Raw genomic sequence first — 16,064 nt, 5'->3', positions numbered from 1 at the left:
CCGGACGAACTCCCACTCGGCATCGGACAGTTCATGGCGACGTATCACCCAACCATGATCCACCACTCAAGATCATTCGAAGACACGGCCTAGGGGGCCTCCATGGACGCGCGCATGCCCTGGTGCGCCTCTGTCACCAGGGCGGTCGCGACCTCCAGGACCGCCTTGCGCTTCTCCTCGTCGGTGCCCGGGAGGTCGTTGAGAGCGAACATGCCGGCGTGCATCGTGAACACCGCGCTGATGCAGCGGACCTGGTCGACCAGGTCGGCGGCCGGGTCGATGAGGATGTCGCGCATGCCCATCATGCGGTTGCGGAACGTCTCGCCGATGCGCAGTTCCTTCACCGTCGCCTGGTTCTCCTGCATGAAGCGGAAGAGCGGGGCCGCCTCGGACAGTGCCTCGTTGTAGCGGCGGATGATCTCCTGCTTCGTCTCCAGCGTGTGCGGCTGTCCCTTGCCCCACTCGATCAGTTCCTCGATCGGCTGGGACAGGTCCTCGAAGATGCTGACGAGGATCTCTTCCTTCGTCTTGAAGTGGTAGTAGAGCGCTGCCTTGGTGACGTCCAGGCGCTCGGCGATCTCGCGCAGCGAGGTCTTCTCGTAGCCCTGCTCGGCGAAGAGTTCGAGCGCGACGTCCTGGATGCGCTGGCGGGTGTTGCCGCGGCGCTGCCGCTTGGTGCCGTCCATCGTGCCGCCCATTCTCGTGCTCCTCACGCCCCCTGCGAACTTACTTGCCGCCCGACTAGAAAACTTACTTGACGCCCGGCTAGTTACGGGTCTACCTTCCCCAGTGTAGTCAACTAGCCGGGCGGCAAGTAAGTAGCCGGCCGGGGGCAGTACCGGAAGTACCGCAGTACCTAGGGGAGTGGGAACGATGGCGGACACACAGACGGTCGACACGACCGAACCAGAGGCGGGGAAACAGCCCAGGAGCGTGCGGGTGGTGCTGCTCGCGCTCATGATCACCATGATGCTCGCGATGCTCGACAACATGATCGTGGGCACCGCGATGCCGACGATCGTGGGCGAGCTCGGCGGACTCGAGCATCTGTCGTGGGTGGTGACGGCGTACACGCTGGCCACCGCGGCGGCCACCCCGGTGTGGGGCAAGCTCGGCGACATGTACGGCCGCAAGGCCACCTTCATGACCTCGATCGTGATCTTCCTGATCGGGTCCGCGCTCAGCGGTATGGCCCAGAACATGGGCGAGCTGATCGGCTTCCGGGCCGTACAGGGTCTCGGCGCCGGCGGTCTGATGGTCGGCGTCATGGCGATCATCGGTGACCTGATTCCGCCCCGGGAGCGCGGCAAGTACCAGGGCATGATGGCCGGCGTCATGGCGCTCGCGATGATCGGCGGACCGCTGGTCGGCGGCACCATCACCGACAACTGGGGCTGGCGCTGGTCGTTCTACATCAACCTGCCGCTCGGGATCTTCGCGCTCGGTCTGATCAGCGTGGTGCTGCACCTGCCGAAGAAGCGGTCCAAGGCGGGCATCGACTACCTCGGTGTCGTGCTGCTGACCGTCGGCATCACCTCGATCGTGCTGGTCACCACCTGGGGTGGTACGGAGTACGCATGGTCGTCCGCGCGGATCATGGAGCTGATCGGCATCGGTGTCGCTTCGCTCATCGGGTTCGTGTTCTGGCAGACCAGGGCCGCGGAACCGGTGGTGCCGCTGCACATCTTCCGCAGCCGCAACTTCACGCTGATGTCGATCATCGGCTTCATCACCGGCTTCGTGATGTTCGGTGCGACGCTGTTCCTGCCGCTGTACCAGCAGTCCGTGCAGGGTGCGTCCGCGACCAACTCCGGGCTGCTGCTTCTGCCGATGCTCGGCGCGATGCTGGTGACCTCGATGGTGGCGGGGCGGGTGACCACGAACACCGGTAAGTACAAGGTGTTCCCGGTCGTCGGCAGTGTCCTGATGATCGTCGGGCTGTACCTGCTGTCCACGATGGACACCGGGACCTCGCGGTTCATGTCCGGTGTGTTCATGGCGGTCGTCGGGCTCGGGATGGGTTGCCTGATGCAGATCACCATGCTGGTCGCGCAGAACAGCGTCGAGATGAAGGACATGGGCGTCGCGTCGTCGTCGACCACGTTGTTCCGGACGCTGGGTTCGTCCTTCGGTGTCGCGATCATGGGCGCGCTGTTCAACAACCGGGTGCAGGACGTCATGTCCGAGCGGGCCGGGGCGCTGGGGTCGAAGATCACCGAGAAGTCGGCGCAGCTGGATGCGAAGAGCCTGGAGAAGTTGCCGGCGGTGGCGCGGGAGGCGTACCAGCACGCGGTGTCGTCGGGCACGCACTCCGCCTTCCTGCTGGGGTCCGTGGTGGCCGTGGTCGCGCTGGTGGCGGCGGTGTTCGTGAAGGAGGTCGCGCTTCGTGGAGCGGGGCCGGCTGCGCCCAAGCCTGGCGAGGACGGGGATGCGGACGCGGTGGCGCAGGCGCCGATCGTCGAGGCCGTCTGAGTCTCTGACCCCTGCCCCTCTGACCCTCTGATCCAACAGTGAGCTGAAGGTCCCCCGGATGGTGTCCGCCCCGGGGGGCCTTCGTCGTGTTTCCTCGCCCCTACCCGTCCCATCCCCAGGGGCGCTGCCCCTTCGACCCCGCCGGGGCTCCGCCCCTGCACCGCTCGCGGGGCTGCGCCCCTTCGTGGGGCTGCGCCCCTGGACCCTGGCAGGGGCTGCGCCCCCGGCACCCCGGCGGGGACTGAGTGCCCGGCACCCCTCCGCGGGGCTGCGCCCCTGGACCCTGGCGGGGACTGCGTCCCCTGCACCGCTCGCGGGGCTGCGCCCCTGTGCCCTCCGCGGGGCTCCGCCCCGGCCCCCCGGCGGCGACTGCGTGCCCGGCACCCGGGCGGGGACTGGGTGCCCGGCACCCCTCCGCAGGGCTGCGCCCCTGGACCCTGGCGGGGGCTGCGTCCCCTGCACCGCTCGCGGGGCTGTACCCCTCCGCGGGGCTGTACCCCTGGACCTGGCGGGGGCTGCGCCCCTGCCCCCGCCGGGGCTCCGCCCCAGACCCCCTTCGGCCTGAAGGGCCTCGTCCTCAAACGCCGGACGGGCTGGAGTGACCGGCGGTGATCAAGCGTGCCCCTGCGGGTGGGTGGGAGTCGGGGATGGCAGCCGGCTCGTCCTCGGACCCCGGACGGGCCGGAAGGGGTGACTCAGGCCTCGCCCCCGCGTAGCTAGCCGGCGGGCTGGAGGTCCTGGCCGGCGGCAGTGGTCTCGGTTCATTGTCAGAGCTGCGTGTCACCATCGGGCCCATGGACAAAATGCGGCAGTTGCGGCTGGCCAAGGACGCCATGGATCGGGACTGGGCCGATCCCGGGCTGGATCTGGACGGCGTGGCTGCGCATGCCGGGTACTCGCGGTACCACTTCATCCGGGCCTTCAAGGAGGCGTACGGCGAGACTCCCGGGCAGTATCTGACGCATCGCCGGATCGAGCGGGCCGAGGAGATGCTCCGCAGTGCGGATCTGAGCGTCACCGAGATCTGCAACCTGGTCGGGTTCAGCAGCCTCGGGACCTTTTCCGCCCGCTTCAAGGCCCGTACCGGCCTCACCCCGAGCGAGTACCGCACCAAGCACGTCGGCCGCGGTGCCTCCCTCATACCCGGGTGCTACGCCATGCTCTGGGCCGGCGGCTTCCCCACCGCAACTTTGAAGAAGCGCCCCGGTCTTCGCCCTGCCTACGGTGACGGACAGGACACCGGCACCGAGCCGGACGGAGCAGAGCCCGACAGAGCAGGGAGAGCAGAGCCATGATCCTTGGGCTGGGCATCACCACCGTATGGACCTTCGACCAGCAGCGCACCAAGGCCTTCTTCACCGAGAAGCTGGACTTCGAGGTGCGCGACGACATCTCCATGGGGGACATGAAGTGGATCACCGTGGGAGCGAAGGACCAGCCGGGTGTTGAGCTCGCGCTGATGAGCCTGGACGGGCCGGGTCTTGACCCCGAGTCCGCCGAGGCGTTGAAGAAGCTCGTCAGCAAGGGGGTGTTGGGTGCGGGGGCGTTCAGGACAGACGACTGCCGTGGGGACTACGAGACCTTCAAGGCCCGCGGCGTCGAGTTTCTGCAGGCGCCGCAGGAGCGGCCGTACGGCATCGAGGCGATCTTCCGCGACGACAACGGCAACTGGTACTCACTGACCGAGCGCAGCGAGGAACTGGACTTCTCCAAGGACTTCGGCTGACCGGCATGGCAGACCACACCATCGCCGCAGATCACACTGCCGTACGGGTCGCCCTCTGGCGGGCCCTGCACCTCCGGGCCGACCCGCCGCCCCATGTCATCGAGGACGAGGTCGGGCTGTGGATATCCGACCCGGGGGACGGGTGGCGGGAGCGGCCCGACATGGACGTCGACGCCACCCGCCGAACCCGGGCGTCCATCGTGGCCAGGGCCCGGTTCGTCGAGGATCTGGTCGTGGAGCGGGCCGCCGGGGGAGGGGTGGATCAGTACGTCGTCCTCGGGGCCGGGATCGACACCTTCGCCCAGCGCCGGGCTGAGCTCGCCGTCGCGCACGGGCTTCGGGTGTTCGAGGTCGATCAGGCCGGTCCGCAGGCCTGGAAGCGGCAACGGCTCGCGGAGCTCGGGTACGGCATCCCGGAGTGGCTGCGGCTCGTGCCGGTCGACTTCGAGGGGGACTGGTGGGGGCAGCTGCTCGCCGCCGGGCTCGACAGGGCGCGGCCCGCCGTCGTGGCCTCCGCCGGCGTCACGATGTACCTCACCCGGGAGGCGATCGCAGCCACCTTCCGGCTCGTCGCAGGCCTCGCCCCGGGGTCGACGTTCGTCACGACCTTCATGCGGCCGATCGAGGACGTCGAGCCGGACCAGCGGCCGCAGCTCGAGGTCGCGATCAAGGGCGCCCGAGCGGCCGGGACACCCTTCCTCAGCTTCTTCCGGCCACCGGACATGCTCGCCCTGGCCCGCGAGGCCGGTTTCCGGGACGCCCGGCACGTGTCGGCGGAGGATCTCGAAAAGCGGTACTTCGCGGGCCGGACGGACGGGGTACGGCCGTCGAGAGGGGAGGAGCTGCTGGTCGCCACCACGTGAGCCCCCCCGAGCCACCACCTGACGGCGACCAGTCCTACGGCAGCCCGCCCTGCGGCGACCAGTCCACGGCGACCAGTCCACGGCGACCAGTCCTACGGCAGCATCGGATAGCTGCCCGTGTTCGTCGGCGCATGCTCCGGCAGCCACAGCACCGCCACCGCACCCTCGGCCGGCACATGGTCCGGCGCGCCCGCCGGACGGATGTTGCGGAAGGTCAGCCGTGCGCCCAGGACGCGGGCCTGTCCGGCGGCGATCGTCAGGCCCAGCCCGTGGCCGTGGCCCGCGCGGTCGGTGCTGCCCGTGCGGAAACGGCTCGGGCCCTCGGCGAGGAGGTCGGCGGGGAAGCCGGGGCCGTGGTCGCGGACGCGGATGACGCGGCCCTCGACGGTGACCTCGATCGGCGGCTTGCCGTGCCGGGCGGCGTTGGCGAGCAGGTTGAACAGCACGCGCTCCAGGCGCCGCGGGTCGGTCGTGACCTCCGACTCGTGCACCACCCGCACCTCGATCGCCGGGTCCTTCACCGCCACCCGCCGGGTGACGAACTCGCCGAGCAGGATGTCCTGCAGCTCGGCCCGCTCGGACGCGCCGTCCAGGCGGGCCACCTCCAGGACGTCCTCGACGAGGGTGCGCATGGCCTTCGCGCGGTCCAGGACCAGTTCGGTGGGGCGGCCCGGAGGCAGCAGTTCCGCAGCGGTCAGCAGCCCCGTCACGGGCGTACGGAGCTCGTGCGCGATGTCGGCGGTCACCCGGCGCTCGGCCTCCAGCCGCTGCTGCAGCGTGTCCGCCATGGCGTCCACCGCGCTCGCCAGGTCGTCGGTCTCGTCCCGTACGAGCCCGCCGATCGCGTCCCGCACCCGTACGTCCGACTCGCCCCTGGCGACCTGGTTGGCCGCGGCCGCCGCCTTGCGCAGCCGGCGCGAGAACTGGCCGCCGATGAGCACACCGAGCGCGCTGCCGCCGAGGACGACCGCGATGGAGCCGATCACCAGGGCCTGGTCGAGGTCGTTGAGGATGTCCGTGCTGCGGTCGGTGAACCCGGTGTGCAGCGACAGCACATGGCCGTCCTTGACCGGTACGGCCGCCCAGATGTCCGGCACGCCGTTGCTCCGGTCGGTCACGAACGTCGCCCGCCGGCCCTCCTCGACCTTCGCCCGCAGCGCCGACGGCAGCTGCGGGTCGTCGATCTTGACGTTCGGGAAGTTCGTCCGGTTGGACAGCTCGTAGTTGCGCTGCGCGATCTGCACCCGCTCGTCCGCGAGGTCGCGCGCGTTGTCCAGCATCGAGACCCGGGCCGCGTTGTGCACGACCAGGCTCAGCGCGATCGCCACCAGCGCCCCGACCAGCGCGATGGCCGCGCTGAGCTTCCACCGCAGGCCGGTACGGATACCTGTACCGCTCATGTCATTCGCATCATTCGCACCAGGGCGCCCGAAGATCCCCCGCATGTCCCAGACGCCCCTGCTCAGGCCTTCAGCTTGTAGCCGAAGCCGCGGACCGTCTCGATCCGGTCCTGGCCGATCTTCGTACGCAGTCGCTGCACATGGACGTCCACCACCCGGGTGTCCCCGCCCCAGCCGTAGTCCCACACGCGCTCCAGCAGCTTGTCGCGCGACAGGACCGTGCCCGGCGCGGAGGAGAACTCGAGAAGAAGCCGCATCTCGGTCGGCGTCAGTGCGACCGGCTGTCCGGCCCGGCGCACCTCCATGCCCTCGGTGTCGATCTCCAGCTCACCGAAGGTCAGCACCCCGCCGGCCATCTCGGCGGCGCCGTCCTCCGGCTTCTCGCCGCCGCTCGCGTGACCGAAGCGGCGCAGCACCGCCCGGATGCGCGCGACCAGCACGGCACCGTCGAACGGCTTGGTCACGTAGTCGTCGGCGCCCGCCTCCAGGCCCAGCACCACGTCGATCGAGTCGGCCCGCGCCGACAGCATGATCACCGGCACGGTCGACTCGTCGCGGATACGACGGCACAGGCTGACCCCGTCGAGGCCGGGCACCATGACGTCGAGCAGCGCGATGTCGGGGCGGTTCGCCCGGAAGGCCTCCAGGCCCGACAGTCCGTCGGGCATCGCCGTGACCGCGAAGCCGTCCCGCTCCAGGGCGAGCTGCGTGGCCTCGCGGATGACGTCGTCGTCCTCGACGAACAGGACATGGGTCTGGTCTGCCATCCCGCTGCTCTCAGTTCTCGTGTCGGTCGTGTCGGTCGTGGCGTACGTGGTGCTGCCGGCGGAGCGATCCGCCACTACTGGATCGTTCCGAGGGGCCCGATCGGTTCACGACGACGCCGAGGCGTCGCCGCCGACGGCATTGCTGTAGTCGTTCCGCTGGTGGTACCGCACGGTGAAACGACCCGCGATCCACTGGTACGTGGTCACTATCTCGCCGGACGGACTCGACACCGGGTCACCCTTCTCGTACACCTGCTTGGTCACCACCAGGTCGCCACGGTCTATCTCCGCGTAGACCGGGGGCTCCTCGACCTTGAACACATTCTCGTACCGACCGTCTTCCTCGCGATACACATACGAGCCGACCCCCACCGCGTCCCCGCAGGTCAGCACATTCACCACGACGTCGTCCGACGAGCCCGAGGTCAGGTCGCCGTACGACACGTCCACCGGGTACTCGTCGGCGACGCACGGCTTCAGCTCGCGCTTGACCTCCGCCGACACCGTCGGATCGTCCTTGACGAGCTTGACCGCGTCCACCCGGGCAGCGGTCCGGGAGGGACTCGGCGTGGGCGAGGCCGCGGCGCCGGCCACCGAGTCGGCGTGCGCCGGGCCCTCGTCACGGGCGCCTGTGCCGCCGGTGGCGCAGGCGGACACGAACAGGGCCAAGGCGGCGAGCACGGCCACCGCCGTGAACGCCGCCTGCAAGGTCCCTCGGCCCGAGTCCGTCAGACCGCGCAACGCTCCTGCTCCCCACGCTCCAGCGCGCGTGCGTCCAGATCGCGGCTCTCCAGCTCCTCGCGGAGCCGGGCGAGCGCCCGGTGCAGCGTGCTCTTGACCGTTCCCGCCGACATGCCGAGTGCGGCGGCCGTCTCCTCCGTCGACATCTGCTCCCAGTGTCGCAGGACGACCACGCTGCGCTGCTTCGGCGCCAGGACTTTCATGATGTCCATGAGGAGCGCGCGGTCCGCGTGCTGCTCGGTGGAGTCGTCGACGCTCGCGTCCGGCAGCTGCTCGGTCGGGACCTCCTCCAGCTTCCGGGCCCGCCACCACTCGGTGCGCGTGTTGATCATCACCCGGCGCAGGTAGGCGTCCGCGAGCCGCTTGTCCGCGATGCCCTCCCAGCGGCCGTACGTCCGGACCAGCGCCGTCTGGAGCAGATCCTGCGCGTCCACCGGGTCCGGAACCAGTCGGCGGGCGCTGCGCAGCAGCGCGTCCTGCCGGGTGCGGACGTACTCCTCGAACTCGAGCACCTCGCCCTGCGCCATGTTGAACCGCCTCCCGATCCCCGTGTCCGGCCGGCCCGTTCGCCGTCGGTCTGTCTCCGTGCGACCCGGTCTGCCGGGTACGCAAATGAAGCTACGGAGGTGTTGTCACGGCACTGTCCGAAGCAACGCTCGGCTAGCACTCGGCTGTCCGTCGGTTGTGTAACGGACATAGGAACGGGGTAAACAGGCGCACCGATTGGCGTCGTTATAGGGCGATTTGGTGGGGTGATGGGCTGTGATGCGGCGTGACGTTACGACGGGTTACGTCAACGGCAGCCGATACAAACCACCGGGCAGCGGCTCCACCAGACCGTCCGATACGAGCCCGTCGAGCGCCCGGGACCGCTGCACCGGTTCGTGCCACACCCGGTCCAGTGCCGCCTGCGGCACGGGTGCGTGGGCTTCGCGCAGTACGGCGAGGAGCTTGCCGCGGACCTGGCGGTCCGTGCCGGCGTAGGTCTGGCCGCGGCGGGGCGGCCCGTCGTGCTCGGGCTTGCCCGCGAGCCGCCAGGCGCACTGTGCGGCAATGGGGCAGCGATGGCAGGTCTCGTTCTTGGCGGTGCAGATCAGTGCGCCGAGCTCCATGGAGGCGGCGGCCCAGCGGGACGCGGTCCGCTCGTCCTCGGGCAACAGGGCGCGGGCGAGCTTGCGTTCGGCGGCGGTGGTGGCGTTCGGCGGGTACTGCACACCGGTGACGGCGCGCGCGAAAACCCTGCGGACGTTGGTGTCGAGCACGGCGTGGCGCTGGCCGTAGGCGAAGGAGGCGACGGCCGCGGCCGTGTACTCGCCGATGCCGGGCAGGGCGAGGAGCTGGGTGTGGTCGGTCGGTACGTCGCCGTCGTGCCGTTCCGTTATGGCGACCGCGGCGCCGTGCAGGCGCAGGGCGCGGCGCGGGTAGCCGAGCCGGCCCCAGGCGCGGACCGCCTCGCCGGGGGCCTCCTGAGCCAGGTCGGCGGGGCGCGGCCAGCGGGCCAGCCACTGCTCGTAGACGGGCAGGACGCGGCTGACCGGCGTCTGCTGCAGCATGAACTCGCTGACCATCACACCCCAGGGCCCGGCCTCCGGGCGGCGCCAGGGCAGGTCCCGGGCGTGCTCGTCGAACCAGTCGATGACGGGGGCGTGCAGGGCGTCGCTGTGCGGGGGCTTCGTGGGCGCAGTCATGGCCCTTCCGATCCTGCCATGGCCTGCGGCGGTTCGGCCGACGTTGCCCCTCGGGGTGCGCGGTGGGTCGCAGGGCGCGATGTCCGGAATGATGATCCGGAAAAGTTGCGCCACTGGCGGCGGGTGGGGCAAGCGAACGTGCCGATCTCTCGTACAGTTTGCGCCGTGGGATCTCTGCGCAATCCTGTCGGGCCGCTTCCCTCCTCCATCTACTGGCGACGGAGGGCCGTACTCGTGTCCGTGGCTGCCTTGTTGGCGCTGCTGATCACCTGGATCGTCACGTCGGGCGGTGGCGGCGGCAAGAAGGACGACGGGTCCAACGGCAAGACTCCCGCGCCCACGATCACTGCGGGACCCTCGAGTTCGGGTCCCGCGATCAGTCAAGCCCCGGGCGGACGCGACGAGTCGAGCCCCGGCGCCTCCAGCGGGTCGGATTCCGGGGGCAGTTCGGGGTCGGACGGCTCGGACGGGACCGGATCCGGCGACTCCGGTGGGTCGGACGGCTCGGCCGGCGGTGCGGCCGGTGGTTCGGGCAGCGGCGTCGGCCGGAACGACACGGTTCCCGCGGGCTCCACTCTGCCCAACTGCACCGCGAGCGCAGTGAAGTTGACCGTGCGCAGCCTGCACAACACGTACGAGCCCGGTCAGACGCCCACCGTGCTGCTGACCGCGACCAACTCCTCCAGCCTCGACTGCAAGGTGGATCTCGGTCCGAAGAAGGCGGTGCTGACCATCACGCAGGCGGGCAGCGACGACGACTACTGGTCCTCCGCCGACTGTCCCAAGACCTCCGGGAGCCTGCTCTTCCGGGCGCCGGCCAACAGCAGCATCACGTACACCGTGACGTGGGACCGCAAGCCGAGCGCTCCCGAGTGCGCGACGCCTCCGGCGGGCTCGGCCGGGGCGGGCACATATCTGGTGGAGGCCGCGGCTCCGGGGTTCACGAAGGTGCAGACGTCGTTCGTGCTCGAGAACGACTGAGCGACCGGCGGGGGGCGCAGCCCCCGGCGCCGGGTCTAGACGTACCGTTCCAGGATTGAGCTCTCCGCCAGCCGCGACAGGCCCTCCCGCACGCTTCGGGCGCGGGCCTCACCGACGCCGTCGACCGTCTGCAGGTCGTCGACGCTTGCGGCGAGGAGCTTCTGGAGGCCGCCGAAGTGCTCCACGAGGCGGTCGATGATGGCGCCCGGGAGGCGCGGGACCTTGGCCAGGAGGCGGAAGCCGCGGGGCGACACCGCCGAGTCCAGGGCCTCCGGAGAGCCGGTGTAGCCCAAGGCCCTTGCCACCGTGGGCAGTTCGAGGAGCTCGGCGTGGGTGAGCGCGTCGAGCTCGTACAGGGCCTCGTCGACCGTGCGGGAGCGCTTGGCCGTGGGCTCGGGCACGTAGTCCCGGACCACCAGCTCGCGCTCGGGCTCCACGCCGGCGATCAACTCGTCCAGCTGGAGGGCGAGAAGACGCCCGTCGGTGCCCAGTTCGACCACGTATTCGGCGATTTCCGTGGCGATGCGGCGCACCATCTCAAGGCGCTGCGCCACCGCCGACACGTCCCGGACTGTCACCAGGTCCTCGATCTCCAGCGCCGACAGCGTGCCCGCGACCTCGTCCAGGCGGAGCTTGTAGCGCTCCAGGGTGGCGAGGGCCTGGTTGGCGCGGGACAGGATCGCCGCGGAGTCCTCCAGGACGCGGCGCTGTCCGTCGACGTAGAGGGCGATCAGGCGCATCGACTGCGAGACGGAGACCACCGGGAAACCGACCTGCTTCGAGACGCGGTCCGCCGTGCGGTGCCGGGTGCCCGTCTCCTCGGTAGGGATCGTCGCGTCGGGCACGAACTGCACGCCCGCCCGCAGGATCTTCGACAGGTCGGACGACAGCACGATGCCGCCGTCGAGCTTGCACAGCTCACGCAGGCGCGTGGCCGTGAACTCGACGTCCAGCACGAAACCGCCCGTGCACATGACTTCGACGGTCTTGTCGAAGCCCAGCACGATGAGTCCGCCGGTGTTGCCGCGGAGTACCCGCTCGAGGCCGTCGCGCAGGGCCGTGCCGGGTGCCACGGCGCTCAGAGAGGCGCGCATCAGGCCATCGGCACCGGAACTCCCACCGGACTTTCCGGGAGCTGCTGCCCGGTCGTTGGCTGCCACTGCACTCCTCCGGTCGCAGGTTCTGGGACGCCCCCGTGTCAACGTTCTGTTCGTACGGACGGGCGAGACCAGGGCAAAGTCTACCGGCGGTCCTCCTCGTCCCGTGGGGCCTCTCGGCGACGCGAGCGCGGAAGGACCCGCAGGGCGTCCCCTATGTCCGCGACTTCCAGGACCTTCATGCCGGGAGGGATCTTGCCGGGGTCGCCCGGAACGAGCGCGTGCGTGAAGCCCAGACGGTGCGCTTCCGCCAGCCTGCGCTGGACCCCCGTGACCCGTCTGACCTCGCCCGCGAGACCGACCTCGCCGATCGCCACGAGGTTCTTGGGCAGCGGGGTGTCGCTCGCCGCGGACGCCAGCGCGAGGGCCACGGCGAGGTCGGCGGCCGGCTCCGAGAGCTTCACTCCGCCGACCGTCGCGGAGTAGATGTCCCGCTTGCCGAGCGCGCTGATCCGGCCGCGCTGCTCCAGAACGGCGAGCATCATCGAGACGCGGGAGGTCTCCAGACCCGAGGTCGTACGCCTGGGGGAGGGGATCTGCGAGTCGACGGTGAGCGCCTGGACTTCGGCGACCAGGGGGCGGCGGCCCTCCAGGGTGACCGTCAGGCAGGTGCCCGGTACCGGTTCGTCACGTCGTGTCAGGAAAAGTCCGCTTGGGTCGGCCAGGCCCGTGATGCCCTCGTCGTGCAGTTCGAAGCAGCCGACCTCGTCCGTGGTGCCGTAGCGGTTCTTGACGCCTCGTACGAGACGCAGGCGCGCGTGCCGGTCGCCCTCGAAGTTGAGGACCACGTCCACGAGGTGTTCCAGGAGGCGGGGTCCGGCGATGGCGCCGTCCTTGGTGACATGGCCCACGAGGAGGGTGGACATGCCGCGCTCCTTGGAGGCGCGGATCAGCGCGCCGGCCACCTCGCGCACCTGCGCCATGCCGCCGGGGGCGCCGTCGATCTCCGGGGACGCGACCGTCTGCACCGAGTCGAGGATCAGCAGTGAGGGCTTCACCGCGTCCAAGTGGCCGAGCACGGCGGCCAGATCGGTCTCGGCGGCGAGATACAGATGGTCGTGGATGGCCTTGATGCGGTCGGCGCGCAGCCGCACCTGGCTCGCCGACTCCTCACCCGTGACATACAGCGTGCGGTGCTCGTCGCTCGCCGACTTGGCCGCCACGTCCAGCAGCAGCGTCGACTTGCCGACGCCGGGCTCGCCGGCGAGCAGCACCACCGCGCCGGGCACGAGCCCGCCGCCGAGCACCCGGTCCAGCTCGGGCACGCCGGTCGAGCGGGCGGTGGCCTGCCTGCCGTCGACCTGGCCGATGGGCACCGCGGAGGTGGTCACGCGGCCCGGTGTCGTCGTACGGACCGCGGGCGCGCCGTACTCCTCGATCGTCCCCCAGGCCTGGCACTCGGGGCAGCGACCGAGCCACTTGGCCGTCTGCCAGCCGCACTCCGTGCAGCGGTAGGACGGGCGGTCCTTGGTGGTCTTGGTACGGGCAGCCATGTCGAGAACCGTAGCCGCCGCCACTGACAACGCGGCCGCCGACCGAATGCTCACCCCGGTGATTCGGCCACCGCCCATCGCGAACCGGCCACGGAACGAAGGGTTCCTGTCCCCTATTGAGGGATCGTTTCACCCGTACGGAGTAAATGTGCTCAAGGGGGAAGAAGGGCCTGCTCTCCGGCGCCTACGGTCCACGGATGACGAGCAGCAGTCCGGAGACCTCGACCCGCACCACCGGCGCACACCGGGCGCGCCGGGAGGCGCGTGACCGCGGCGCGGCGCGCACGCTGGCGCAGCGCCCACCCGCGCGCTACGAGCCGTATCTGGACGGGCTGTTCACCTACTGCCTGTCCGTGCTGTGCGACCACGACACGGCGACCGCGGCCCTGGGCGAGGCCCTCGCGCTCGCCGAGAAGCGCCGCGGCCCGGAGTCGGCCGGCGACCGCCGCGCCTGGCTGTACGCGCTGGCCCGCTGGGCCTGTCTGCGCAAGCTCGCCGAGGCCAAGCAGAAACGTCAGGGCACGCACGCCGCCGGGCGGCACGGCTCCGAGAAGCGGCAGCCCGCCGAATCTCCCGTCGCCGACGAGGTCCAGGAGCAGCGCCGCCGCGAACTCGCCCTGCTCGCCTGGCCGGAGGCCGCCGGCACCAGCCCGGAGCAGCGCGAGGCCCTCGAACTCGCCGTGCGCCACCACCTCGCCGCGCACGAGGTCGCCGCGGTGCTCGGCATGGACCTCGCGAACGCCCGCGAACTGCTGGCCTCCGCCGCCTGTGAGGTCGAGCGCACGCGCGCGGCCCTCGCCGTCGTCGAGACCGGCGGCTGCCCGAGCGTCGCCCGGCTCACCGGCGACAACCAGCTGGTGCTCAGCTCGGCCCTGCGCAAGGAGCTCGTCCGGCACGTCGACGACTGCCCGCGCTGCCGCCGCAGCGCCGAGCGCGCCATCCCCGGCCGCTGGCCCGGCGCGATGGTCACCCCCGCCGAGCTCCCCGTCCTGGAGGCACCGCGCGCGGCCGTGCACGTGGCGCTGGAGCACCATCCACGCGCGCGTGGCGTCGCCGTGCCCCGGTTCGACCGGCGCGGCTTCCCCATGGACCCGAAGGATCGCGCCGCCCGCCGGGACCGGCTACGCGCGCGTGCCGTCACCACGACGGTCGTCGCCACCGTCGTGGCGGCCCCCGTGCTCGCCCTCTGGGCCGCCTACCGCGGCTCACCTGCCGTCGAGGGCACCGACGGGCGCTCCGCCACCGCCAGCGAGTTGCAAGACCCCTACAGCCTCGACGGCGAGGCGGCGGGCGGCTACGAGAACGCCGGAAACGCCAGCGCGAAGCCCGACAACCGCTTCCGCAAGGGCACCAAGCCCGACGTCTCCGTGGAGGTCATCAGCATCGCCGGCGCGAAGGGCGCCGGACACCTCCAGGTCTCGGCCGGCAACAGCGGCGACACCACGCTCGTCACCCTCACCGCGACCGGCCCCGAATCCGTGCGCTGGTCCGCGTCCACGGGAGTCTCCTGGCTCTACCTGAGCCAGTCCTCGGGAACGCTCGCGCCGGGCCGGTCGTTGACGATCAAGGTGTACGTCGACTCTCTGCGCGAGCCGTCCGGCTCCTGGAGCGCGCAGGTGGCGATCTCACCGGCCGGAGCCGTCGTCTCCATCGAGGGCTACGGCACCGCGCCCAGCCCCACCGACCCCGCACCGACGAGCCCCCACGACCCGCCGCCGACCGGCCCGGAACCGACCCCGACCGCCACGGCACCCACGAACCCCACCTCGAGCGACCCGCCCTCGTCCCCCGACCCGCAGCCCACCCCCACGAGCTCCGCCCCCTCCGATCCGGGCGGCCCGACGCCCGGGCCCACGGGCAGCGGCGCCCCGAGCCCGTCCTCCTCGGCGCCGTAGGTCTCGCAGGCCCGAATGGCGTCAGTCGACGGGGTCCGCCGGATGCGGTGCCAGCAGGGGCAGCTGCGAGGCCAGGCGCTGCTCGCACAGCTCGACGAGGCGGTCGTAGCCGGCCTTGCCCATCAGCTCGGTCAGCTCCGCCCGGTAGGACACGTACACCGGGTCGCCCGCGCCGTGCGCCGAGGTCGCCGACGTGCACCACCAGTGCAGGTCGTGACCGCCCGGACCCCAGCCCCGGCGGTCGTACTCACCGATCGAGACCTGGAGCACCCGGGTGTCGTCGGGCCGGTCGATCCAGTCGTAGGTGCGCCTGACCGGCAGCTGCCAGCAGACGTCCGGCTTGGTCTCCAGCGGCTCGCGACCCTCCTTCAGGGCGAGGATGTGCAGCGAGCAGCCCGCGCCGCCCGCGAACCCGGGCCGGTTCTGGAAGATGCACGAGCCCTTGTACGGCCGCGTCTGGCGGTCGCCGTCCTCGTCCTCCGAGACCCAGCCGTGCGCCATGCCCTCGTCGTGGTGCTGCCAGATCTCCGGCGTGAGCCTCGCCACATGCCCGGCCACGCGCTTCTCGTCGTCCTCGTCCGAGAAGTGGGCGCCCAGCGTGCAGCACCCGTCGTCCGCGCGGCCCGCCTGGATGCCCTGGCAGCCGCTGCCGAAGATGCAGTTCCAGCGAGAGGTCAGCCATGTCAGATCGCACCGGAAGACCTGCTCGTCGTCCGCCGGATCAGGGAATTCCACCCACGCGCGCGCGAAGTCGAGGCCCTTCTCGTCTGCTTCCCGGGCCTTCTTCGACATCGTCGCCGTCTTCGCCGGCTTCACCTGCGAGGAACCCTTGGCGGACTTGTCCTTCTTCGCCGTTTTCGTCTTTGGCACAGGACCAGCGT

15 protein-coding genes are annotated in these 16,064 nt (G+C 70.8%); 6 read left to right on the top strand and 9 right to left on the bottom strand.

Features of this window, described 5'->3' with window-relative positions; all coding sequences use genetic code 11:
* Window positions 1–89: 89 nt before the first annotated feature.
* A complete protein-coding gene (locus tag ABZ880_RS52485; protein ID WP_361278664.1) occupies window positions 90–698 on the bottom strand; it encodes a helix-turn-helix domain-containing protein in 609 nt (202 codons plus the stop codon).
* A 175-nt stretch (window positions 699–873) separates the two neighbouring features.
* Here ABZ880_RS52485 and ABZ880_RS52480 point away from each other — a divergent pair, with 175 nt between their 5' ends.
* The 4 genes from ABZ880_RS52480 to ABZ880_RS52465 all read left to right on the top strand — a co-directional run bounded on the left by ABZ880_RS52480 (window position 874) and on the right by ABZ880_RS52465 (window position 5,061).
* On the top strand, window positions 874–2,472 hold the full coding sequence (locus ABZ880_RS52480; protein WP_361278662.1) for an MDR family MFS transporter: 1,599 nt from the start codon (window positions 874–876) through the stop codon (window positions 2,470–2,472).
* 803 nt (window positions 2,473–3,275) lie between these two features.
* Window positions 3,276–3,767, top strand: coding sequence for a helix-turn-helix transcriptional regulator (locus ABZ880_RS52475; RefSeq protein WP_361278669.1), 492 nt, complete (start codon window positions 3,276–3,278; stop codon window positions 3,765–3,767).
* Window positions 3,764–4,198: a VOC family protein gene (locus tag ABZ880_RS52470; RefSeq protein ID WP_361278660.1), complete on the top strand. Its 435-nt coding sequence runs from the start codon at window positions 3,764–3,766 to the stop codon at window positions 4,196–4,198. The genes ABZ880_RS52475 and ABZ880_RS52470 overlap by 4 nt, the downstream gene beginning before the upstream one ends.
* A gap of 5 nt (window positions 4,199–4,203) precedes the next feature.
* Window positions 4,204–5,061 carry a class I SAM-dependent methyltransferase gene (locus tag ABZ880_RS52465; protein WP_361278657.1) on the top strand — a complete coding sequence of 286 codons (858 nt, stop codon included), beginning with the start codon at window positions 4,204–4,206 and terminating at the stop codon, window positions 5,059–5,061.
* Between the two features lie 92 nt (window positions 5,062–5,153).
* Here ABZ880_RS52465 and cseC read toward each other — a convergent pair whose 3' ends face one another.
* The 5 genes from cseC to ABZ880_RS52440 form a co-directional block, all read right to left on the bottom strand.
* On the bottom strand, window positions 5,154–6,461 hold the full coding sequence (gene cseC, locus ABZ880_RS52460) for a two-component system sensor histidine kinase CseC (RefSeq protein WP_361278655.1): 1,308 nt from the start codon (window positions 6,459–6,461) through the stop codon (window positions 5,154–5,156).
* A gap of 62 nt (window positions 6,462–6,523) precedes the next feature.
* Window positions 6,524–7,228, bottom strand: coding sequence for a two-component system response regulator CseB (cseB, locus tag ABZ880_RS52455; protein WP_361278667.1), 705 nt, complete (start codon window positions 7,226–7,228; stop codon window positions 6,524–6,526).
* A gap of 105 nt (window positions 7,229–7,333) precedes the next feature.
* On the bottom strand, window positions 7,334–7,969 hold the full coding sequence (locus tag ABZ880_RS52450; protein WP_361278652.1) for a hypothetical protein: 636 nt from the start codon (window positions 7,967–7,969) through the stop codon (window positions 7,334–7,336).
* Complete coding sequence (locus tag ABZ880_RS52445; RefSeq protein ID WP_030942678.1) at window positions 7,957–8,496, bottom strand: SigE family RNA polymerase sigma factor; 540 nt, start codon at window positions 8,494–8,496, stop codon at window positions 7,957–7,959. Before ABZ880_RS52445 ends, ABZ880_RS52450 begins: the two co-directional genes overlap by 13 nt.
* Window positions 8,497–8,757: 261 nt before the next feature.
* Entirely contained in the window at window positions 8,758–9,657 is a 900-nt protein-coding gene (locus tag ABZ880_RS52440) for an A/G-specific adenine glycosylase (RefSeq protein ID WP_361278649.1), read from the bottom strand.
* 165 nt (window positions 9,658–9,822) lie between these two features.
* On the opposite strand from ABZ880_RS52440, the gene ABZ880_RS52435 reads away from it, so the two are divergent.
* Entirely contained in the window at window positions 9,823–10,638 is an 816-nt protein-coding gene (locus ABZ880_RS52435; RefSeq protein WP_361278647.1) for a hypothetical protein, read from the top strand.
* Window positions 10,639–10,673: 35 nt separating this feature from the next.
* On the opposite strand, the gene disA is transcribed toward ABZ880_RS52435, so the two are convergent.
* Complete coding sequence (disA, locus tag ABZ880_RS52430) at window positions 10,674–11,798, bottom strand: DNA integrity scanning diadenylate cyclase DisA (protein WP_361278645.1); 1,125 nt, start codon at window positions 11,796–11,798, stop codon at window positions 10,674–10,676.
* An 80-nt stretch (window positions 11,799–11,878) separates the two neighbouring features.
* Entirely contained in the window at window positions 11,879–13,288 is a 1,410-nt protein-coding gene (radA, locus tag ABZ880_RS52425; RefSeq protein WP_361278642.1) for a DNA repair protein RadA, read from the bottom strand.
* A 197-nt stretch (window positions 13,289–13,485) separates the two neighbouring features.
* Here radA and ABZ880_RS52420 point away from each other — a divergent pair, with 197 nt between their 5' ends.
* Window positions 13,486–15,183 (top strand): hypothetical protein, encoded by a 1,698-nt coding sequence (locus ABZ880_RS52420; RefSeq protein WP_361278640.1) that lies wholly within the window; start codon window positions 13,486–13,488, stop codon window positions 15,181–15,183.
* 21 nt (window positions 15,184–15,204) lie between these two features.
* On the opposite strand, the gene ABZ880_RS52415 is transcribed toward ABZ880_RS52420, so the two are convergent.
* Window positions 15,205–16,053, bottom strand: a complete 849-nt coding sequence (locus tag ABZ880_RS52415; protein ID WP_361278638.1) for a hypothetical protein — start codon at window positions 16,051–16,053, stop codon at window positions 15,205–15,207.
* Window positions 16,054–16,064: the final 11 nt, after the last annotated feature.

The sequence above is a fragment of the Streptomyces sp. NPDC047043 genome, assembly GCF_040644055.1.
Taxonomy (GTDB): Bacteria; Actinomycetota; Actinomycetes; order Streptomycetales; family Streptomycetaceae; genus Streptomyces.
This window is presented reverse-complemented; position numbering and strand designations above follow the sequence as displayed.